The sequence below is a fragment of the Priestia megaterium NBRC 15308 = ATCC 14581 genome, assembly GCF_000832985.1.
Classification (GTDB): domain Bacteria; phylum Bacillota; class Bacilli; order Bacillales; family Bacillaceae_H; genus Priestia; species Priestia megaterium.
The window spans coordinates 518,543-534,970 of sequence record NZ_CP009920.1 but is presented as its reverse complement, the minus strand read 5'-3'; the positions used below and the strand labels follow the sequence as shown (position 1 = coordinate 534,970).

The window sequence follows — 16,428 nt, the reverse complement described above, 5'->3', positions numbered from 1 at the left end:
TTTATAAAGACGAATTCTTTGATAGGTGGCAACACTTTTCATAAACAATCTGAAACCCATACAGCACAAACGTTTTTATTAAAAAAACAATGGATAATTGAAATCTAGTCAACCGGGCTAAAGAGACGTACCCTATTTTTTTTAACCATTTTAGTCCGAAGTAAGTAAAAAAAGAATCAATAAGTATATTTACTAAAAGATATAAGTTGAACTTTCCGTAAGTATATTTTAATATCCACAAAGCTCCAACTAAAAAGGGGCCAAATATTAATGGTAATTCTGCTAGAACATTCGGCTTGATTGAGTACGGAAACCACCACCATTTTTTCTTCTCTGCAAACCTGCCTTCGGCAATAAGATACAAACTCATAAAAAGACTCCCTGGAAGGAATCTTTTTAGCGCTTTTTTACCAATAAACGGAATACTAAGCCAAGGTAAAATCGTCATTAAAATGATTAGCAATTTATCTTTTTTCTTCAACTGATATTCTCCCTTTTTAAAAATATGGATATGTATATATATTCCCTTTTTTATGAGTGTTTATGTGATGAAATAAGAGATCCTGTTTTTTATTACTTTGGTTCATTTCTTCTAAAGCTTCTAATAAACATGTAGTAGTAAGGAAACCGAAGGGAGAGCTAGTAATGATTTCATTATGGGAGGAACATTTATTTTGGTTAGAAATAATTCAGGACCATGCTTATTTTGTACGAGATCACTTATCGGTGAAGGAAGTCGAATACGTCCGAACAGCTAAGCAATATATTCATTTGTTTGATGACTTGCTAAAACAACTGAACTATTTATCCCCTGATGTTATGCACAACGATCCTGCATTAATAGAATTCTCGAGAAAGGCCTGGCCAATTACCAAAGGATATTTTGATTTTGAAGGGTCTCTTCAGGCTCTTCGAATTGAAAACGCAGTGAATCTAAACTTATCTCCAACCTATCTTAATGGTACGTTAAGTGAAAATCAGGAATATTTAAGATTTTTATCTTATCTAGTAAAAGGAAAGGAGCCGGTTCCCCTTAGCTTAGTCGAATTAATGGATTTATGGCTCGAAGATCAGCTTGGACATGCTGTTTTGTTTAAAAACCTGCTTGATCCGATTGAGATTATGATATCTAAACAAGCAGATTTATATATCGGGAAATTTCAGGCATTCATTGTACAGAATCATCATTTAAAAGGTTATTTGCGGTTTAAGCAGCCAGGTTTTGCAAGACAAACAGAATTTGCTTTAGAAGTGGGGAAAACAACTATTGAGATGAGCCAGTTTGTTTATGCTATGACTGAAAAGTACAAGGAGAACAAGCTATTAAATAAGGAGACGTTAAGGTTTCTGATACATCATTTTCCTGAGACTTGTTATTTTATTAAAAAATTGAGTTACTATGCTCCGGAATTGCAGCAAGAAGCCAACCAATGCTCATTACGAAGAATTTCTTATCTTTAAGATAAGGTAAACCATTTCATAGAATCTAGATTCGTTTCTATATTATATTGTACTTCTGTATGCGTTATTTATATGGATATAAAAAAGAAAGGTCTACCTTAGAAGGTAGACCTTTCTCGAGAAGAATTAATTACTGAAAACAAAGAAGATGTGGTTTGTATTTTATTAATTTGCTATATAAAAGCTAAGCAGATCTTACATCACTGGTTACAACCTTCAGTTCTTTTTCTTTCATACAAAAGATTTCACTCTCAAGTTCACGCAATCCATATATAACGATCAAAAGATTTGTTCTTAACCAATTTTCGATATTGACAGATTGGTTATACTTTGTAAAACTTAATATACATAATGTTCATTAGTTTACATCGTGTATAGAATGTACATTGATGATACAGGATAGTTTAAATAGTCAATCATCAGAAAAGTTCTCAATGACTGCAACTATGCAAGTTACAATCATATATTTAATAAAAGTTATACAAGGAGACGAACGATGTCTAAAAAAACAAAAGTAGATCCTAGGATAAAAAGAACAAATAAATACTTAAGAGACGCTTTAGTCGAACTTCTTAAAGAGAAAGACGTTACATCCATTACGATTCAAGAAATTACGGAAAAAGCGGAATTAACGCGGGGAACCTTTTATTTGCATTACCAAGATAAGCAAGACTTTCTCATGCAGAGTATGAATGAAGTTCTAGAAGAGCTAATAGAGAAAGTAAAGCCTAAACAAAATAATGAGGATCCCGCAGCAGTAGAAGAAAATGATGAATCCGTTTCTTTCTTAAAGCTTTTTGAATTCATCTATGACCATTCCGATTATTTTAAAGTTATGCTAAGTGATCGAGGGTTGCCTCAATTTAGAAGTCATATGACGGAAATTGTAAAGAAAAGAGTGTATGGAGAGCTGATCTCTTCAATTGGAGAAGCAGAGGATGGACTTGATATCCCTGAAGATATTCTGATTAGCTATATCACATCAGCTCATATAGGTGTCATTTGTTCTTGGTTAGAAAGTGATATGAAATTTAGCCCTGCATTTATGGCTGATAAATTAACCAGCCTAACACTTTTAGGGCCAATTCGAGTGGCGGGTTTAGAAAATAAAATAAAGCTTCCTTACTGAAGCTTTATTTTTTAGTTTGTTCAAATGCGGATAAATATCTTTCTTCTTTATCATAGCTACCGTGATGGTTTGAAGAAACATGAACGCCGCATTTTTAGTTTTTTACAATCATGAAAGGCAGAAAGGAATTGTAGTATGAAAATAGAAAAACATTGGGGGATTTCCTTACTGGCAGTTTTAGCTATTGGTCCTGGTTTAATGTTAAACACTTCATTAAATTCTATACGTGAAATTCTCCAACAAACGTTTAATAATCAATCTTATATTTCGATAACACCGGTTTTAATAGGGGTTATGAGCTTTGCATTTTGTATTCCGTTTGGACCTATTCTTCGACATAAGTTAGGGGAGAGAAGGACGTATGTTCTTTCGATGTGTCTGTTTTTTATAGGAGCTATTGTAAGCATTGCTTCTAACAGCTTCTTAGGAATGGGCATTGGTCGTTTTTTACAAGGAACAGGAACAGGTTTAGCACTTATGATGATGATTCCAATGCTGGTTCTTTCTTTTCCGATTCAGAAACGGAACTTGGCATTACTGATTCTTATCGGCGGATTTTATGGATCTAGCGTTGTGGGCATTTTTCTCGGAATGTTAGTGAACAGCTACGGACACTGGAGATGGTTATTCTATATAGCGGCCGTCCTTTCCTTACTGGGAATATGCTTCAGCTACAAATTTTTAACAAATGATCATGCCAAGCAACAGCACAAGCATCATGAACCATTTGACATCATCGGTGTAGCATTAATGTTTATGGTTACTGCATTTATTACGTTTACATTACTTAATCTCCAAAAATCAGGGTGGACATCTACTTATGTATGGATAGGCATAGTGGGAAGCATCATTTTTCTATGCTTTTTATTCGCCGCAGAATGGCATATTAAAAATCCTTTAATTCCCTTTCGATTAGTGGCTTCTCGAAAACCAGCTCTCGCTATTCTGATCGCTGTTATAGGCAATGTTAGTATGAGTTTAACTCTTTTATCTCTACAAGGATTGCTTAAAAGTAGATCTAGTTTTGATAAAGGAGACACTTCACTGATCTATATCGGGCTTTTTGCTGGAATAGTAATTGCCGCCATATTAAGTGCCGTATTATATGATAAAGTTGGATCGGGCGTATTAGGTATTATAGGAGCGGTCATTATTATGGGAGTGAACATACAATGGATTTATTTAGACGGTCATGCTTCAGCTTTTCTCTTTGTTAGTAGCTTTGCCGCTTTAATTGCAGGAGTGGGTTTCACAGTTGCTGCAGGTCTTATGGGTGCAGCTTTAGGCGGACCACTATCAAGTTTAGTCCCTCGGATGGTCACGGTTCAATTTATAAGAGTTACAGTATCTGCGGTCATCCCTGTAATCAGCAGTATTGTCTTTGCAAAGGTGTATAAAGGTCACTTTGCAACGGTAAGCGGAGAGAGCCAGGTGGCTAGTAAAGAAAATTTCACTCAGTCTCTACATGTAAAATCTGAAATCATTACTTATCATACATTTTCTACGTTTTCGTGTGTATTAAGCATTGTAGTATTCATTCTTTCGTTTTTGATGTTCCTAACAGGTAAAGGCCACAAGCTGGCTCATAAGCCGCATGATAAAGAAAAGCAGAGTACCGAAGAGGTTCACATTAAAAAAGATACTCCCGTTTTTGAGCGTTCGCCTAAAGAGGCTGTTTCGAATCGAGTCATTGGTGACAGCGAGTATAGAGCAGCTTTAAAAAAGTTTGGTCAGCCTAAACCTTCTGCTGATAAAATGCTGCGTATAAGAGATCAAGAATATAGAAAAGCTCTTAAAAGGATGAAGGATATAGGACAATAAGTTAAACTGAAGAAATTTGAATAAAGAACAGAAAGAGCAAACTCACGTGTAAGAGAGTTTGCTCTTTTCATTTCTATACGTACTCTTTACAGATATGTGGATTTTTATAAATTACGTTGTGACGCAGAAAATATACATAGTAAGCGAATAAACAAAACAGAACTTTCATAAAATAGGGAGTTCTGTTTTTACGCTTAATATCAATACCAAAATTTAATAGAGCCTTTTATTTAGATATATTTAGTATGTGAATTCGAGTTGTTTGTTTCAAAGATAATTTCCTCAGAGAGCTTCTCTCTGCATATTAAATGCATGTATTTAGCTTTTTTCTTAGTTGATCTAATATTTTTAAGGAGAAAAGTATGGAATGCGAAATTTTATCAAAAAAGGAAAATTAGTAGGCTTAAATTAAAGATACGCTTGGAGGGCGCCAAATCTATTTTGGCTTCAAGTTGGAGGAAAATTTTAGTGATAGAATGGGAAAAAGAGACTACCCTATAAGATATTACATCCATATAAAAGGACATTACTTTTGTGATAACGTCCTTTTACATAGCTAATTATTCTTTTTCAACTACCGTAAAGTATTGGACGTTCCTTTTAACAATGACCAAATCATTTGTTAGATCCAATATTTTACTTTTGTCTTCAAACCTATACTGTATGTAGTTCTTTGCACGAATAAGTGATTTAGCTTCAACTAAATGACTTATTTCACCATTAATTAGATGAAACGTTACTTCATACTTTTTCATAAGAAAACACCTCCATAGTATCAATTTTTACTATTACTTCATTTCTGATACTCTTTCTTTTGACTGATGATTAAAAAGTTAGCTGTGTTCTATTAGGGCGAACAGAACAAAAAGCATATAACAGAACCAAGTTTTAATTGTCACATGGTACCAAGTTGGGTATATAGCTGTTGTTATTTAGTATATTTTAGATAGAAACAGTACTTATAGCTGTGTTACAATATTCCTGTTATGTAAAATGAAATTCATTTTATAGTTCTATTTCGTTTTAACTTACTTATTAAAAATTCCATATTATGAATGGAAATTAGTTTACATAGGAAGGTTTCTAAAGTTGATTTAGAAATGAAATGGAGAGGTATCTGTGGAAAGAAACGAATTTAGAAGACAAAAAGCACTTCGGTCAAAAGAGAAGAGAAAGAAAAAGCTTAGTCAACATAATGCCTTAAACTTATCACTAATCTTTATATCAATATGCATTGTTTGTCTGCTAATCAACTTATCATTAAGATAGAAAAACGTTCACCAAAAAGAGTATGTAAAAGAGAGGAAGACAATTTAATATGAGTAATCAACAAACAGCAGCCGAAAGCTCTAACATCAAAGTGCTGCCGATTATTACGTCGTTTCTTATTGCCGGGTTTATCGGTTTATTTAGTGAAACAGCTTTAAATATGGCGTTAAAGGAGCTAATTTCAGGATTTGGCATTCACGAAACAACCGCTCAATGGCTGACAACAGGGTACCTGTTAACGTTAGGAATTCTGGTACCTATTTCAGGTTTTATTCTTCAGCGATTTATGACCAGACAGCTTTTTATAGCATCTCTAATTTGCTCCATCATTGGAACATTTATTGCGGCTATTGCACCAACGTTTGGGGTACTGATGATTGCCCGTGTCGTGCAAGCGGTTGGAACTGCTTTACTTTTACCGCTTATGTTTAACACGATTCTTGTTATTATCCCGCCGCATAAACGTGGAAAGTCAATGGGGATCATCGGCCTTGTTATTATGTTTGCGCCAGCTGTTGGACCAACCGTATCAGGATTAATCTTAAAAACATTAACGTGGCACTGGATTTTCTGGATTTCACTTCCACTGTTATTTGTTGCCTTAGTATTTGGAGCTTTTTTTATGCAGAACGTTACCACACCAACAAAGCCAAAAATCGATATGATTTCCGTTGTTCTTTCAACAATAGGTTTTGGAGGAATCGTGTTTGGATTTAGCAGTGCTGGAGAAGGCGGGGGCTGGGGAAGTCTACAGGTTATTCTAACTCTTGTGATTGGAACTATCGCGTTAGTTGCGTTTTCTATTCGTCAAACGAAGATGGAAGAGCCAATGTTAGACCTTAAAGCCTTTAAGTATCCAATGTTTACAATTGGCCTTTTATTAATTCTAGTCTGCATGATGGTACTATTGTCTGCGATGATGATTTTACCTTTGTACTTACAAACATCATTAGCTTTATCAACCTTTGCCGCTGGCCTAATGCTTCTTCCTGGAGGAGTGATTAACGGAATTCTTTCACCGGTTATGGGGGGATTATTTGACCGCTTTGGTCCCAAATGGTTAGTTATCCCTGGACTTGTGATTGTAGCCGGCACCATGTATGGTTTCTCAACCGTAACGCTGGAAACGTCAACAGGGTTTATCGTTGCTCTGCACATTGCGCTTATGATAGCCATTTCGATGATTATGATGCCGGCTCAAACAAACGGATTAAACCAGCTTCCCCCTGAGCTGTACCCGCACGGAACAGCAATTATGAACACTTTGCAGCAGGTTTCTGGCGCAATTGGAACAGCTGTTGGAATTTCCATTCTTTCATCAGGTTCAAGAAGCTTCCTTGAGACGGTATCAGATAAAATGGATCCATTAAATCAAGTTCTTGCCTTTACCAACGGTGTTCAGCATGCGTTCGTCTTTGCGATTATTGTTGCAATTGTTGGATTGGTTATCTCGTTCTTTATCAAGAGAGTCAATGTTGAACAAAAAGCACATTAATAAAAAACACAGACCATTGGATGGTCTGTGTTTTTTTTGTAATAGGCGGACACTATAAGAAGAACTAGATAAAGTACATTGAGGTGAGTTCGCTTATGATATCAAGAAAACACTTAGGATTTAACCTGTCTATAATAGCGATTCCATGGTTGTCGTTGTTATTTATAGGAAAACGTAGCATAAAACGTTATTCGTTAGCAGGGATTTTTATTATTATCTTTGAAATTACTAATCATTTGTATGGACATCAGAGGAAGTGGTGGAAATTTTATGATAAAAAAAGTTCATTTATAAAAGATGAACTTCCTTTTAGCGTTGGACCTTATATGCCTCTTTCAATGTGGCTGCTTAAATCTTCGTATGGAAACTTTAAGAAGTTTTTATTACTGAATGTTATAGTTGATGGAATCTTTGCTTTTTACTTTATTGATGTTCTTAAAAGGTTGAAAATTGTAAGTCTGAAACGGTTAAGTCATTTCCAATTTTTTATCTATCTTCATTACAAAGCATATTTGTTATATGGAGTGCAGTATTTATTTGAAAAGGTGAAAAGATGGAGTTGATTTAACAACTTAAGTAGCCTTATGTAAGCACCTTTTAAATTTTTGCAGATATAGACATAACCTTTATTATTCAAACAATTGAAAACAAATTAATGAAAGAGAGAAATGTTTTGAAGAATCAGCTCTCCTTTTTTATGTTTTTATAAATCATTTATATAGATAGTATTCCAAATAATATAGACACAATCTTCATAACTAACGCTGTTCCAAGGGCATACTTGGCAACAAAGCGAATATGATCACCTATATCAATACCTAGGAGTCCTACTAAGACATAAATTGAACTTTGAAGCGGGCTTAATAGATGCAAGGGTTGTCCCGATATTATTTTAATTATCAGAATTTTTTAATATTTATATTGAATCCTATAATTTTGCGTGTTATAATCTAAATTACAAATGGTATATACCATTATATTTTTTATACTCAATGGTATATACCATTGAGTAGCTAAATTGAAAATTAAGAGGAGAGATTGCTAAATGTTAAAGTTTAATCCACGGAACTACTTAAAAGTAACAAATGGAGCAGTGTTATTAAGAGCAGAAATAGAAAAGAAAATGGATGAAGTTTCAAAAAAAGAATTTAAAAATTTATTCCTTATTGGATCAGGTGGTTCTATCGCTATTATGTATCCATTTGAATACATATGGAATTCTACTTCATCTATTCCTGCTTATGCTGAAATTGCTTCTGAGTTTATGCTACAAAGCCATAAACAATTTGATGAAAATTCAGTTGTTATTCTCTCTTCTCTATCCGGTACAACAGAAGAGACTGTTGAAGCAGCACAATATTGTAAGGAAAGAGGGGCAACTACTATTGGGTTAGTGGGAGAAATGGATACTCCATTAGCAAATATCGTAGATTATCCAATAGCTAACTACGCAGAAAACGACTACGCTGCAGATTCAATAAATCTTCAAATGTATATGATTATCTTTAGACTAATGCACAATAATGGAGAATTCGCGCAATACGAACAATTTGTATCAGAGTTAGAGAAAATGCCTGAAAATTTAATTTCAGTAAAAGAACAGACAGAAGAAAAAGCTAAAGAATTCGCAGATAAATATAAAGATGAAGATTATCATATGTTAATTGGATCAGGAACGGCATGGGGAAGAACTTATGCATATAGTATGTGCGTACTGGAAGAGATGCAATGGATTCGTACAAAGTCTGTACATGCAGCAGAATTTTTCCATGGAACAATTGAGCTGGTTGAAAGAGACACCAGTATTATCTTACTTAAAGGAGAAGACGCTACGAGACCTTTAGCTGAGAGAGTAGAGCGTTTTGCTGAGAAATATACTGACAAGCTTACTATCTTTGATACTCAAGATTATACGCTTGATGGGATTAGTCCAGAATTTCGTCAATATTTCCCTCCACTAGTCTTAGGAAGTCTACTTCAACGAGTAAGTGTTCATCTAGAAAATAAGCGCAATCATTCCTTAGATAAAAGAAGGTATTACCGTACTGTAGCTTACTAAGAAGTAGTTAAACTTGAGGGGAATATAGGAAGTAAGTGTTCTCCTCAAGGAAGTTTCTCAAACTACTGGCTTTATTAATAAAAATCTATTAATTACTACATACGTCAATACTTTTCTGGAAATTTAAGATTTTTAACGTATGAATACATGTGTCTGATGAAGAAAGTTTTTGGAAAAGTATTGATCATAAAATAATTTCCCTTTAACATCCATTTTCATTAGACCTGGATAATAAAGAAGTTAGAGTTAATGAAGAGTTAACAGAGGATACTCTATGAGAGAGAGTGAAAGGATGTTTTAGTGTGGCTCGTAAGTATCAAATTACTTATGAACTAGCAGGAATTACAGTAGGTTGTTTTCTATTTGCTTTTGGAACTAATTGTTTGCTAACACCTTCAAGTTTACTAGCTGGCGGGTTAGGTGGAATTTGTGCAATTTTTTATCATCTATTTGAATGGGAAATGGGGATACAGTATTTTGTTTACAATATTCCATTACTGTTCTTAGGGTACATTCATATTGGTAAAAAGTTTATTATTTACACTGTATTTTCAGTAATAGTATCCTCTCTTTTTTTTGAATGGATTCCTGTCCGCTTAATATGGACTAAAGATATATTATTGTGTTGTATTTATGGAGCAATCATTTCAGGAAGTGGAGCTGCTATTATTCTTAGGCTAGGCGGATCAGTAGGGGGGCTTGATATACTTTCTCGTGTTATCGCTAAGTATACAAACATTTCTATAGGAAAATTCAGCTTAATTTTTAGCGCCGCTATTGTAGCCATTTCAGCGCTTATTTTCGATGTTCAGTCGGCTATGTATACCATCCTATCATTTTTTGTAGGAACTAAAACATATGATGCCATTCTAAACATTGCAGAGAAAAGTGCCGTCATGATTATTACAAACGAGGGGGAAGAAATCTCTTCCTTACTGGCAAAAAAATTAGATAGAGAAGTTACCTCGTGGAAGGATATCGATATATACAAGGAAAAGAAAAAAACGGTGTTGCTATGTTTGATTATCGAATTAGAGTGGATGGAAGTAACTCATGCAGTAAAAGGTATCGACCCCGAGGCCTTTATTTTATCATTACCAACTAAGAAAACGTTTGGGAAATTTAAATTGAAGTGGTAGTCTAAATAAATTCCATTTGGTATATACCATTTTATTTTTTCTGTGATATGATAATCCTATCTTTATAATTTTAGGAATTTTCATTATTGTCTAATATCTATAAGAGGGGTTGTAAGCGGTTAACAAGGAAGAACATCTTTAATATAGGGGGAAGTTTGTAATGAAAAAAATTCTAATAGCATGTGTGACTCTTATTTTACTTATGGGGGTAGTGGGGTGTGGAAAAAATACATCAACTAGTGGAGAAGCTTCAAAAAACGATAAGGAAATTAAAGTAATAACTACAGCTGGAGGATATCCATTTAATGCTACAAACCCAAAAACCAATAAAATTGAAGGTTTTATTATTGATATTGTTAATGAAGTAGCAAAGAGATCGGGTGTGAAAATTCAAATATCAACTGGGGAATGGAATTCGCTTATTCCTTCTTTACAATCAGGTAAGGCAGATGTTATTGCTGACGCTATGTATATTACTGATGAAAGAAAAAAACAAATTAACTTTACAGATCCCGTGTTCGGTTTTGGTGAAGGCCTTATTGTACCAGAACGCGACAAAACGACAAAATCATTGAAGGACTTAAAAGGAAAAGTTATTGGGGTTCAAATGGGGACGTCATTTAAAGACATGCTAGAAAAAGAAAATAAAGATTTAAATATAAAAGTGAAAACTTACCAAACACTATCCGATTTACTAAAAGATATTCAAACAAACCGTATAGATGCAGCTTTAGCAGACGCTCCTACCTTTAGTTATTTTAAAGCTAAAAATCCTAATATGAAGTATCGAATTGTTGAGGGGTATGTTCCTTCTCTTACAGGAGAAGTTGGAATAGGCGTATCCAAAGATCGCTCTGAACTAGTAAAAAAATTTAACAAAGCAATTCAAGAAATGAAAGCTGATGGCACTCTGAAAGATATTTATAAAAAATGGGGTGTGGATTGGGATTTTAATTAATGAAGAGGGAGGGGACCAACAATGAATGATTTTTTATCGAATGCGAGAGAATTTGCACCAAGGTTTCTTGAAGGTACCGTTATTACAATTGAATTAACTATAATATCATTAATTCTCTCTCTTATTATTGGTTTAGCGGTTGCGCTTGGTAAAATAACGCCGAATAAATTTATAAATAAAGTATGTGGTATTTATATCAGCATAGTAAGAGGAACACCTCTCTTAGTGCAAATGATGTATGTTTACTTTGTTTTTCCTGATTTAGGTCTTTCGTTAAGTGCTTTTCAGGCAGCTATTGTTGCTCTTTCTATTAATGAGAGTGCTTACTTAGCTGAAACATTCCGAGCAGGTATTAAATCCATTCCTAAAGGACAAATGGAAGCAGCAAAGGCTATTGGAATGAATTACTCTCTTTCAATGCGTAGGATTATTCTCCCTCAAGCAATTAAAAATGTCATTCCTGCGATCGGAAATTCAGCTATTGTATTAATCAAAAACTCTTCATTAGCAGCAGTTATTACAGTGACAGAGTTAATGCATGAAGGAAATTTATTAGCTTCATCCACATATCAAAATATACAGATATTCACGATGATCGGAATTATTTATTGGGCTCTACATTATCCACTTGCCATTCTTGTAGATTATTTAGAAAAGCGAGGTAATAAAAATAATGTTACAACTAGCCAATATTAAAAAATCTTTTAATGAAAAAAAAGTGATTAAAGGAATTGATTTATCAGTACGAAAAGGTGAAGTAGTCGTTATCGTTGGACCAAGTGGTAGTGGGAAAAGTACTCTTCTGAGAATGATGAATGCCCTTGAGTATCCTACTGAAGGAGATATCAGGCTAGAAGGGGAGTCAATTCTCTATAAAGATATAAATGGAAAGCATACTTCACGAAATGACAAGGAATTAAGCAAATTTCGAGCTGAAATTGGAATGGTATTTCAAGGTTTCCACTTGTTTGCCCACAAAACTGTTCTTGAAAATATTATTGAAGGTCCTATTTACGTAAGGAAAATAAAAAAAGAGCAAGCAATCCAGGAAGCAGAATATTTGTTAAAGAAAGTCGGTTTGTCAGATAAACGCGATCAGTATCCTCATTCTCTTTCTGGGGGGCAGCAACAGCGAATTGCTATTGCAAGAGCATTGGCTATGAAACCAAAGATGTTGCTTTTTGATGAACCAACTTCTGCCTTAGATCCTGAATTAGTCGGTGAAGTTCTTATAGTAATGAAAGAGTTAGCACTAGAAGGAATGACAATGGCTGTAGTTACCCATGAAATGGGCTTTGCTCGTGAAGTAGGTGATCGTGTCATATTCATTGATCAGGGAGTAATTGTTCAAGATGCACCACCAGAAAAGTTTTTTCATACTACCAATGGTAATGAACGTATCAGAAAGTTTTTAAGTACATTATCAAGGAATGCTGTTTGAAACTGAAAGTATATTTGAAAATAAAAAGGATCTTTAAATTGATTATAGGGTTAAAGAAAGTAATATAACTTTAAATTAAATAATAGATCCTTCACTTTTATTTAAATAACTTACTTATCAAATGAAATATAGATACAGAGGTGAAGGGAAATGAAGGTAATAGGAATAGGAGACAACGTAGTTGATTATTATCAAGACCGTGACGAAATTTATCCAGGAGGAAACGCTCTGAACATAGCTGTTTTATGTAAAAGATATGGAGTTGAGAAAAGCTCTTATATTGGAGTGATTGGAAACGATCTGGCGGCTAATCATATTGTAAATAGTTTAGTGGCTGAAGATGTTGATATTTCTAGAATCAGGAAAGCATATGGACCAAATGGAGAATCTGTAATCTCCCTTAACGAAGATAACGATCGTACCTTTGTTGGATCAAATAATGGAGGCGTACAAGCCCTAATAAAATTAAATTTCGATGAAACTGACCTTAACTATATTTCAACTCATGATCTTATGCATACAAGCTTATACAGTCATATAGAACAAGATTTACCTATGCTCTCGGATAAAATAGCTATTTCTTTTGACTTTTCTTTCCGACATGAAGAAGCATACCTTAAAAAGGTTTGCCCATATGTTGATTATGGCTTTTTCTCAGGAAGCGAATTAAACGAAACAGAGTGTATTGAGTTAATGCATTACGTAAAAAGCTTAGGAACAAAAGTTATTGGAATTACAAGAGGAGAAAAGGGCGCCTTATTTTTAGTAGATGAACAAGTTTACAAACAACCTATCGTTGAAGCAAAAGTAATAGACACTCTAGGAGCAGGGGATTCCTTTATCTCAATGTTTTTGACCCATTATCATCAGCATGGCAATGTAAATGAAGCACTGAATCAATCAGCAATAGCAGCAGCAAAAAACTGTGAAAGTTACGGAGCATTTGGGTATGGATTAAGCAAAAAGACAAATCTCTCCAAAAAGTTGGTATGATCTTTTAGAGTACCTTTAAATTATTAGGGGGCGGGCCTTTTAGCATTTGAGTCCGTCTCCTATTTTATTTTATACTTACACCGGATAACAATCATATAAAAGGTTATCATTCTTGGAAATATTATAGTGTTTTTATTTTAAAGGGTGTTAACTGAAATTATAGAATCCTTATCTGACGAATTTGAGTAATTGTAGCTTTATACCAAGGTTGTAAACTTTTACTTATATATATATTATCTATTAATAACAGGTATAAATTGAAAATATAAAGAATGGGGTAGACAATGGAAAAAGAAATTGATGGAATTCCTTATTATCAAAAGTTGAAAACAATGTTTATAGAGGAAATTAAAAATGGAAACCTTAAGTACGGCGATAAGATTCCTTCAGAAAGGGAGTTAGCTGATAAATTCGGAGTGAGTAGAATGACAGCTCGTCACGCGCTTTCTACATTGGAAAGAGAGGGGTTTGTAGAGCGAAGAGTAGGCGTAGGTACATTTATATCTAACCGTAAAATTCAATGGAACTTTATAACTGTAAATAGTTTCACGAAAGGGATGGAAGACAAAGGATTAAAACCTACTACTGAGACAATCTTTGCAAAAATTGAAAAAGCAGATGAGTTTCTAGCAAATAAATTAAATATTTCTAATGGAGAAGAAGTTTTTTCTTTAAAGAGATTAAGAATTATTGATGATATTCCGGTTGCTATAGAATTAAGTCAAATACCATACAAATTCTGTTTACAAATAGAAGAGTATATATCAAACAAAATATCCTTGTACCAGGTCTTAGATGAATTCTATGGATTAAAATTGGCTAAACAAAAACAGTATATGCGAATATCTTTATCTGATTCGGTTGAAAGTAAATTACTTAGAATCGGAAATGAAACTCCGTGCCTTTCAATTGAAGGCACCACTTATGATTCTTTAGAAAGGCCTATTGAATATTATCAAACATTAGCAAGAGGAGATCTTATTGAGTTCTACTCGGAACCTACTAATCCTCAGTGAAAATGAGTTCTACTTATTTTTTATTTCTATGTACCTATTTCATAATTAATCAAAAATTACCTGCCTTATATATAAGGTAAGGTAATTTTGATTTTTACTTCTTTGATGGAGATATTTTTGCAGGACATAGCATCATTGTAGAAGGAAATATAAATGGAACTTTTACTAGGGCTCAAATTGCAGGATGAATAGATTGATTAAATGATAGTTGAAAAACAATTATGTAGTTTAAGAGAAGGGTAAAATCCTTCTCTTTTTTATTTGATTTTGTGTGTGGGTTGAAGAATAATATTAATAATATTAACATTTAACTTCATTTATTTAATTTATTAGTTAAAATAATTTAATTTTATTATTTTTAAAATTAAGTATTTGTTGTATAATCAAGTTAACTAAAAGAAGGAGATTTGATTATGGCTTATAAAGTACTTACAAATTGTCCTGTCTGCAGTGAAACGTTAAAAATTACAAAGCTGCAGTGCACCCATTGTCACACGACGATTGAAAATGAGTTTGAATTATCTAAGCTGGCATCTTTATCGAGTGATCAGCTGCATTTTGTAGAAGTATTTTTAACATGCAGAGGAAATATCAAAGAAGTTGAGAAAGAACTGGGCGTTTCGTATCCAACCGTTCGAGGTAAGCTTAATGACATCATTACATCTCTTGGATATGTAGAGAAGAAGAAAAATGAAGTAGATGAGAAAAAAGTTGTGTCTATGTTAGAAAATGGTGAAATTACAGCAGAAGAAGCCATCAAGCTCTTAAAAGAAGAATAGGGGTATTGTCTATGAAAGAGGAAATTACAAAAGTGTTAACAATGGTTCAAGAAGGCAAAATTGATGCAGAAAAGGGATCAGAACTGATACAAGTATTAAAAGAAAAAGAAGAAACAGGCAATAAGCTTTTGAAGAAACCGAATGCGTATCTAGATAAAACGTTAAAAATTCGAGTTGTTTCAACTGAAAATGATAATGTGAAGGTTAATTTGCCAATAAAGCTTGTCAAGCTGGTATTGATGGCGGGACACAGCATCGCAGCAAGTATTCCTCAATCAGAAAAATATGTAAAAGATATAGACATAAACCTGATTGTTGAAGCAATTGAAAACGAGTTAGATGGCCAAATTGTTGATATTAAATCGGCGAACGGAGATACCGTTTCAGTCATCATTGAGTAATGGTTTGCTTATGATTTATGTAAAAGTGAAAACAAAAGATGTTCGATTTAGCATTCCAGTTCCATATGCTCTTTTAAACATTGCTATTAGCGTTGCTTTTTCGAAATTTATCCAGAAGCATGCGATTAAATGGACAAAAGAGCATTTTAAAAGAAAAGGGCTGAATTTCACTTTTCCGATAATAGATAAAAGCATGCTAAAGCCTATTGTTAAGGAACTGAGGAAACATAAGGGAATGGTACTAGTAGATGTCAAAGCTACTGACGGTACGGAGGTAAGAGTTAAACTATGATTTAGTATAAAGTACAATTAGCTTTAGAGAACTAAATTGCAAATGGCTCCGCGTGTTTGAGCTCATTTAATAAAAGGTCTTAAATATTTAAAAGTAGAAAAAAACTTTCGTTAGTTGTACACAACAAGTACTATCTAACAGTTGGGTATTCTCTATGTACCAGAAAAGAAGGAGC

18 protein-coding genes are annotated in these 16,428 nt (G+C 33.8%); 16 read left to right on the top strand and 2 right to left on the bottom strand.

Features of this window, described 5'->3' with window-relative positions; translation table 11 throughout:
* Window position 1: 1 nt before the first annotated feature.
* Window positions 2-481 (bottom strand): hypothetical protein, encoded by a 480-nt coding sequence (locus tag BG04_RS03475; protein WP_016766325.1) that lies wholly within the window; start codon window positions 479-481, stop codon window positions 2-4.
* 164 nt (window positions 482-645) lie between these two features.
* Here BG04_RS03475 and BG04_RS03470 point away from each other — a divergent pair, with 164 nt between their 5' ends.
* The 3 genes from BG04_RS03470 to BG04_RS03460 all read left to right on the top strand — a co-directional run bounded on the left by BG04_RS03470 (window position 646) and on the right by BG04_RS03460 (window position 4,411).
* Window positions 646-1,461, top strand: a complete 816-nt coding sequence (locus BG04_RS03470) for a DUF2935 domain-containing protein (protein ID WP_013084377.1) — start codon at window positions 646-648, stop codon at window positions 1,459-1,461.
* A 496-nt stretch (window positions 1,462-1,957) separates the two neighbouring features.
* On the top strand, window positions 1,958-2,590 hold the full coding sequence (locus BG04_RS03465) for a TetR/AcrR family transcriptional regulator (RefSeq protein WP_034649830.1): 633 nt from the start codon (window positions 1,958-1,960) through the stop codon (window positions 2,588-2,590).
* A gap of 135 nt (window positions 2,591-2,725) precedes the next feature.
* Window positions 2,726-4,411, top strand: coding sequence for an MFS transporter (locus BG04_RS03460; protein WP_034649832.1), 1,686 nt, complete (start codon window positions 2,726-2,728; stop codon window positions 4,409-4,411).
* Between the two features lie 560 nt (window positions 4,412-4,971).
* On the opposite strand, the gene BG04_RS03455 is transcribed toward BG04_RS03460, so the two are convergent.
* A complete protein-coding gene (locus tag BG04_RS03455; RefSeq protein ID WP_034649834.1) occupies window positions 4,972-5,166 on the bottom strand; it encodes a hypothetical protein in 195 nt (64 codons plus the stop codon).
* Window positions 5,167-5,729: 563 nt separating this feature from the next.
* Between BG04_RS03455 and BG04_RS03450 the strand changes: the two genes are divergently transcribed.
* The 13 genes from BG04_RS03450 to BG04_RS03395 all read left to right on the top strand — a co-directional run bounded on the left by BG04_RS03450 (window position 5,730) and on the right by BG04_RS03395 (window position 16,253).
* Entirely contained in the window at window positions 5,730-7,175 is a 1,446-nt protein-coding gene (locus BG04_RS03450) for a DHA2 family efflux MFS transporter permease subunit (protein ID WP_034649836.1), read from the top strand.
* Between the two features lie 95 nt (window positions 7,176-7,270).
* The gene (locus tag BG04_RS03445; RefSeq protein ID WP_034649838.1) at window positions 7,271-7,738 is read left to right on the top strand and encodes a hypothetical protein; all 468 of its coding nucleotides are present in this window, start codon (window positions 7,271-7,273) and stop codon (window positions 7,736-7,738) included.
* Between the two features lie 482 nt (window positions 7,739-8,220).
* A complete protein-coding gene (locus tag BG04_RS03440) occupies window positions 8,221-9,234 on the top strand; it encodes an SIS domain-containing protein (RefSeq protein WP_034649840.1) in 1,014 nt (337 codons plus the stop codon).
* Between the two features lie 302 nt (window positions 9,235-9,536).
* Window positions 9,537-10,373 (top strand): YitT family protein, encoded by an 837-nt coding sequence (locus tag BG04_RS03435; protein ID WP_051975562.1) that lies wholly within the window; start codon window positions 9,537-9,539, stop codon window positions 10,371-10,373.
* A gap of 160 nt (window positions 10,374-10,533) precedes the next feature.
* A complete protein-coding gene (locus BG04_RS03430) occupies window positions 10,534-11,331 on the top strand; it encodes a substrate-binding periplasmic protein (RefSeq protein WP_051975563.1) in 798 nt (265 codons plus the stop codon).
* 21 nt (window positions 11,332-11,352) lie between these two features.
* Window positions 11,353-12,027 (top strand): amino acid ABC transporter permease, encoded by a 675-nt coding sequence (locus BG04_RS03425; RefSeq protein WP_034649845.1) that lies wholly within the window; start codon window positions 11,353-11,355, stop codon window positions 12,025-12,027.
* Window positions 12,005-12,772 (top strand): amino acid ABC transporter ATP-binding protein, encoded by a 768-nt coding sequence (locus BG04_RS03420; protein ID WP_034649848.1) that lies wholly within the window; start codon window positions 12,005-12,007, stop codon window positions 12,770-12,772. Before BG04_RS03425 ends, BG04_RS03420 begins: the two co-directional genes overlap by 23 nt.
* Before the next feature lie 150 nt (window positions 12,773-12,922).
* Window positions 12,923-13,765 carry a PfkB family carbohydrate kinase gene (locus BG04_RS03415; RefSeq protein WP_034649850.1) on the top strand — a complete coding sequence of 281 codons (843 nt, stop codon included), beginning with the start codon at window positions 12,923-12,925 and terminating at the stop codon, window positions 13,763-13,765.
* 284 nt (window positions 13,766-14,049) lie between these two features.
* Window positions 14,050-14,781: a GntR family transcriptional regulator gene (locus BG04_RS03410; protein WP_034649852.1), complete on the top strand. Its 732-nt coding sequence runs from the start codon at window positions 14,050-14,052 to the stop codon at window positions 14,779-14,781.
* A 113-nt stretch (window positions 14,782-14,894) separates the two neighbouring features.
* Window positions 14,895-14,969 (top strand): hypothetical protein, encoded by a 75-nt coding sequence (locus BG04_RS29310; protein ID WP_080743155.1) that lies wholly within the window; start codon window positions 14,895-14,897, stop codon window positions 14,967-14,969.
* Window positions 14,970-15,194: 225 nt separating this feature from the next.
* A complete protein-coding gene (locus tag BG04_RS03405; RefSeq protein WP_034649855.1) occupies window positions 15,195-15,560 on the top strand; it encodes a DUF2089 domain-containing protein in 366 nt (121 codons plus the stop codon).
* An 11-nt stretch (window positions 15,561-15,571) separates the two neighbouring features.
* Window positions 15,572-15,961, top strand: coding sequence for an SHOCT-like domain-containing protein (locus BG04_RS03400; RefSeq protein ID WP_016766321.1), 390 nt, complete (start codon window positions 15,572-15,574; stop codon window positions 15,959-15,961).
* Window positions 15,962-15,971: 10 nt separating this feature from the next.
* Complete coding sequence (locus tag BG04_RS03395; RefSeq protein WP_034655018.1) at window positions 15,972-16,253, top strand: hypothetical protein; 282 nt, start codon at window positions 15,972-15,974, stop codon at window positions 16,251-16,253.
* The last annotated feature ends 175 nt before the right edge of the window (window positions 16,254-16,428 follow it).

Excerpts from the sequence above, each read along its gene's own strand:
- BG04_RS03440 (WP_034649840.1), top strand. The coding sequence starts at position 8,221 with ATGTTAAAGTTTAATCCACGGAACTACTTAAAAGTAACAAATGGAGCA.
- BG04_RS03400 (WP_016766321.1), top strand. The coding sequence starts at position 15,572 with ATGAAAGAGGAAATTACAAAAGTGTTAACAATGGTTCAAGAAGGCAAA.
- BG04_RS03455 (WP_034649834.1), bottom strand. The coding sequence starts at position 5,166 with ATGAAAAAGTATGAAGTAACGTTTCATCTAATTAATGGTGAAATAAGT.
- BG04_RS03425 (WP_034649845.1), top strand. The coding sequence starts at position 11,353 with ATGAATGATTTTTTATCGAATGCGAGAGAATTTGCACCAAGGTTTCTT.
- BG04_RS03470 (WP_013084377.1), top strand. The coding sequence starts at position 646 with ATGATTTCATTATGGGAGGAACATTTATTTTGGTTAGAAATAATTCAG.
- BG04_RS03445 (WP_034649838.1), top strand. The coding sequence starts at position 7,271 with ATGATATCAAGAAAACACTTAGGATTTAACCTGTCTATAATAGCGATT.
- BG04_RS03465 (WP_034649830.1), top strand. The coding sequence starts at position 1,958 with ATGTCTAAAAAAACAAAAGTAGATCCTAGGATAAAAAGAACAAATAAA.
- BG04_RS03460 (WP_034649832.1), top strand. The coding sequence starts at position 2,726 with ATGAAAATAGAAAAACATTGGGGGATTTCCTTACTGGCAGTTTTAGCT.
- BG04_RS03395 (WP_034655018.1), top strand. The coding sequence starts at position 15,972 with ATGATTTATGTAAAAGTGAAAACAAAAGATGTTCGATTTAGCATTCCA.
- BG04_RS03415 (WP_034649850.1), top strand. The coding sequence starts at position 12,923 with ATGAAGGTAATAGGAATAGGAGACAACGTAGTTGATTATTATCAAGAC.
- BG04_RS03410 (WP_034649852.1), top strand. The coding sequence starts at position 14,050 with ATGGAAAAAGAAATTGATGGAATTCCTTATTATCAAAAGTTGAAAACA.
- BG04_RS03430 (WP_051975563.1), top strand. The coding sequence starts at position 10,534 with ATGAAAAAAATTCTAATAGCATGTGTGACTCTTATTTTACTTATGGGG.
- BG04_RS03420 (WP_034649848.1), top strand. The coding sequence starts at position 12,005 with ATGTTACAACTAGCCAATATTAAAAAATCTTTTAATGAAAAAAAAGTG.
- BG04_RS03450 (WP_034649836.1), top strand. The coding sequence starts at position 5,730 with ATGAGTAATCAACAAACAGCAGCCGAAAGCTCTAACATCAAAGTGCTG.
- BG04_RS03405 (WP_034649855.1), top strand. The coding sequence starts at position 15,195 with ATGGCTTATAAAGTACTTACAAATTGTCCTGTCTGCAGTGAAACGTTA.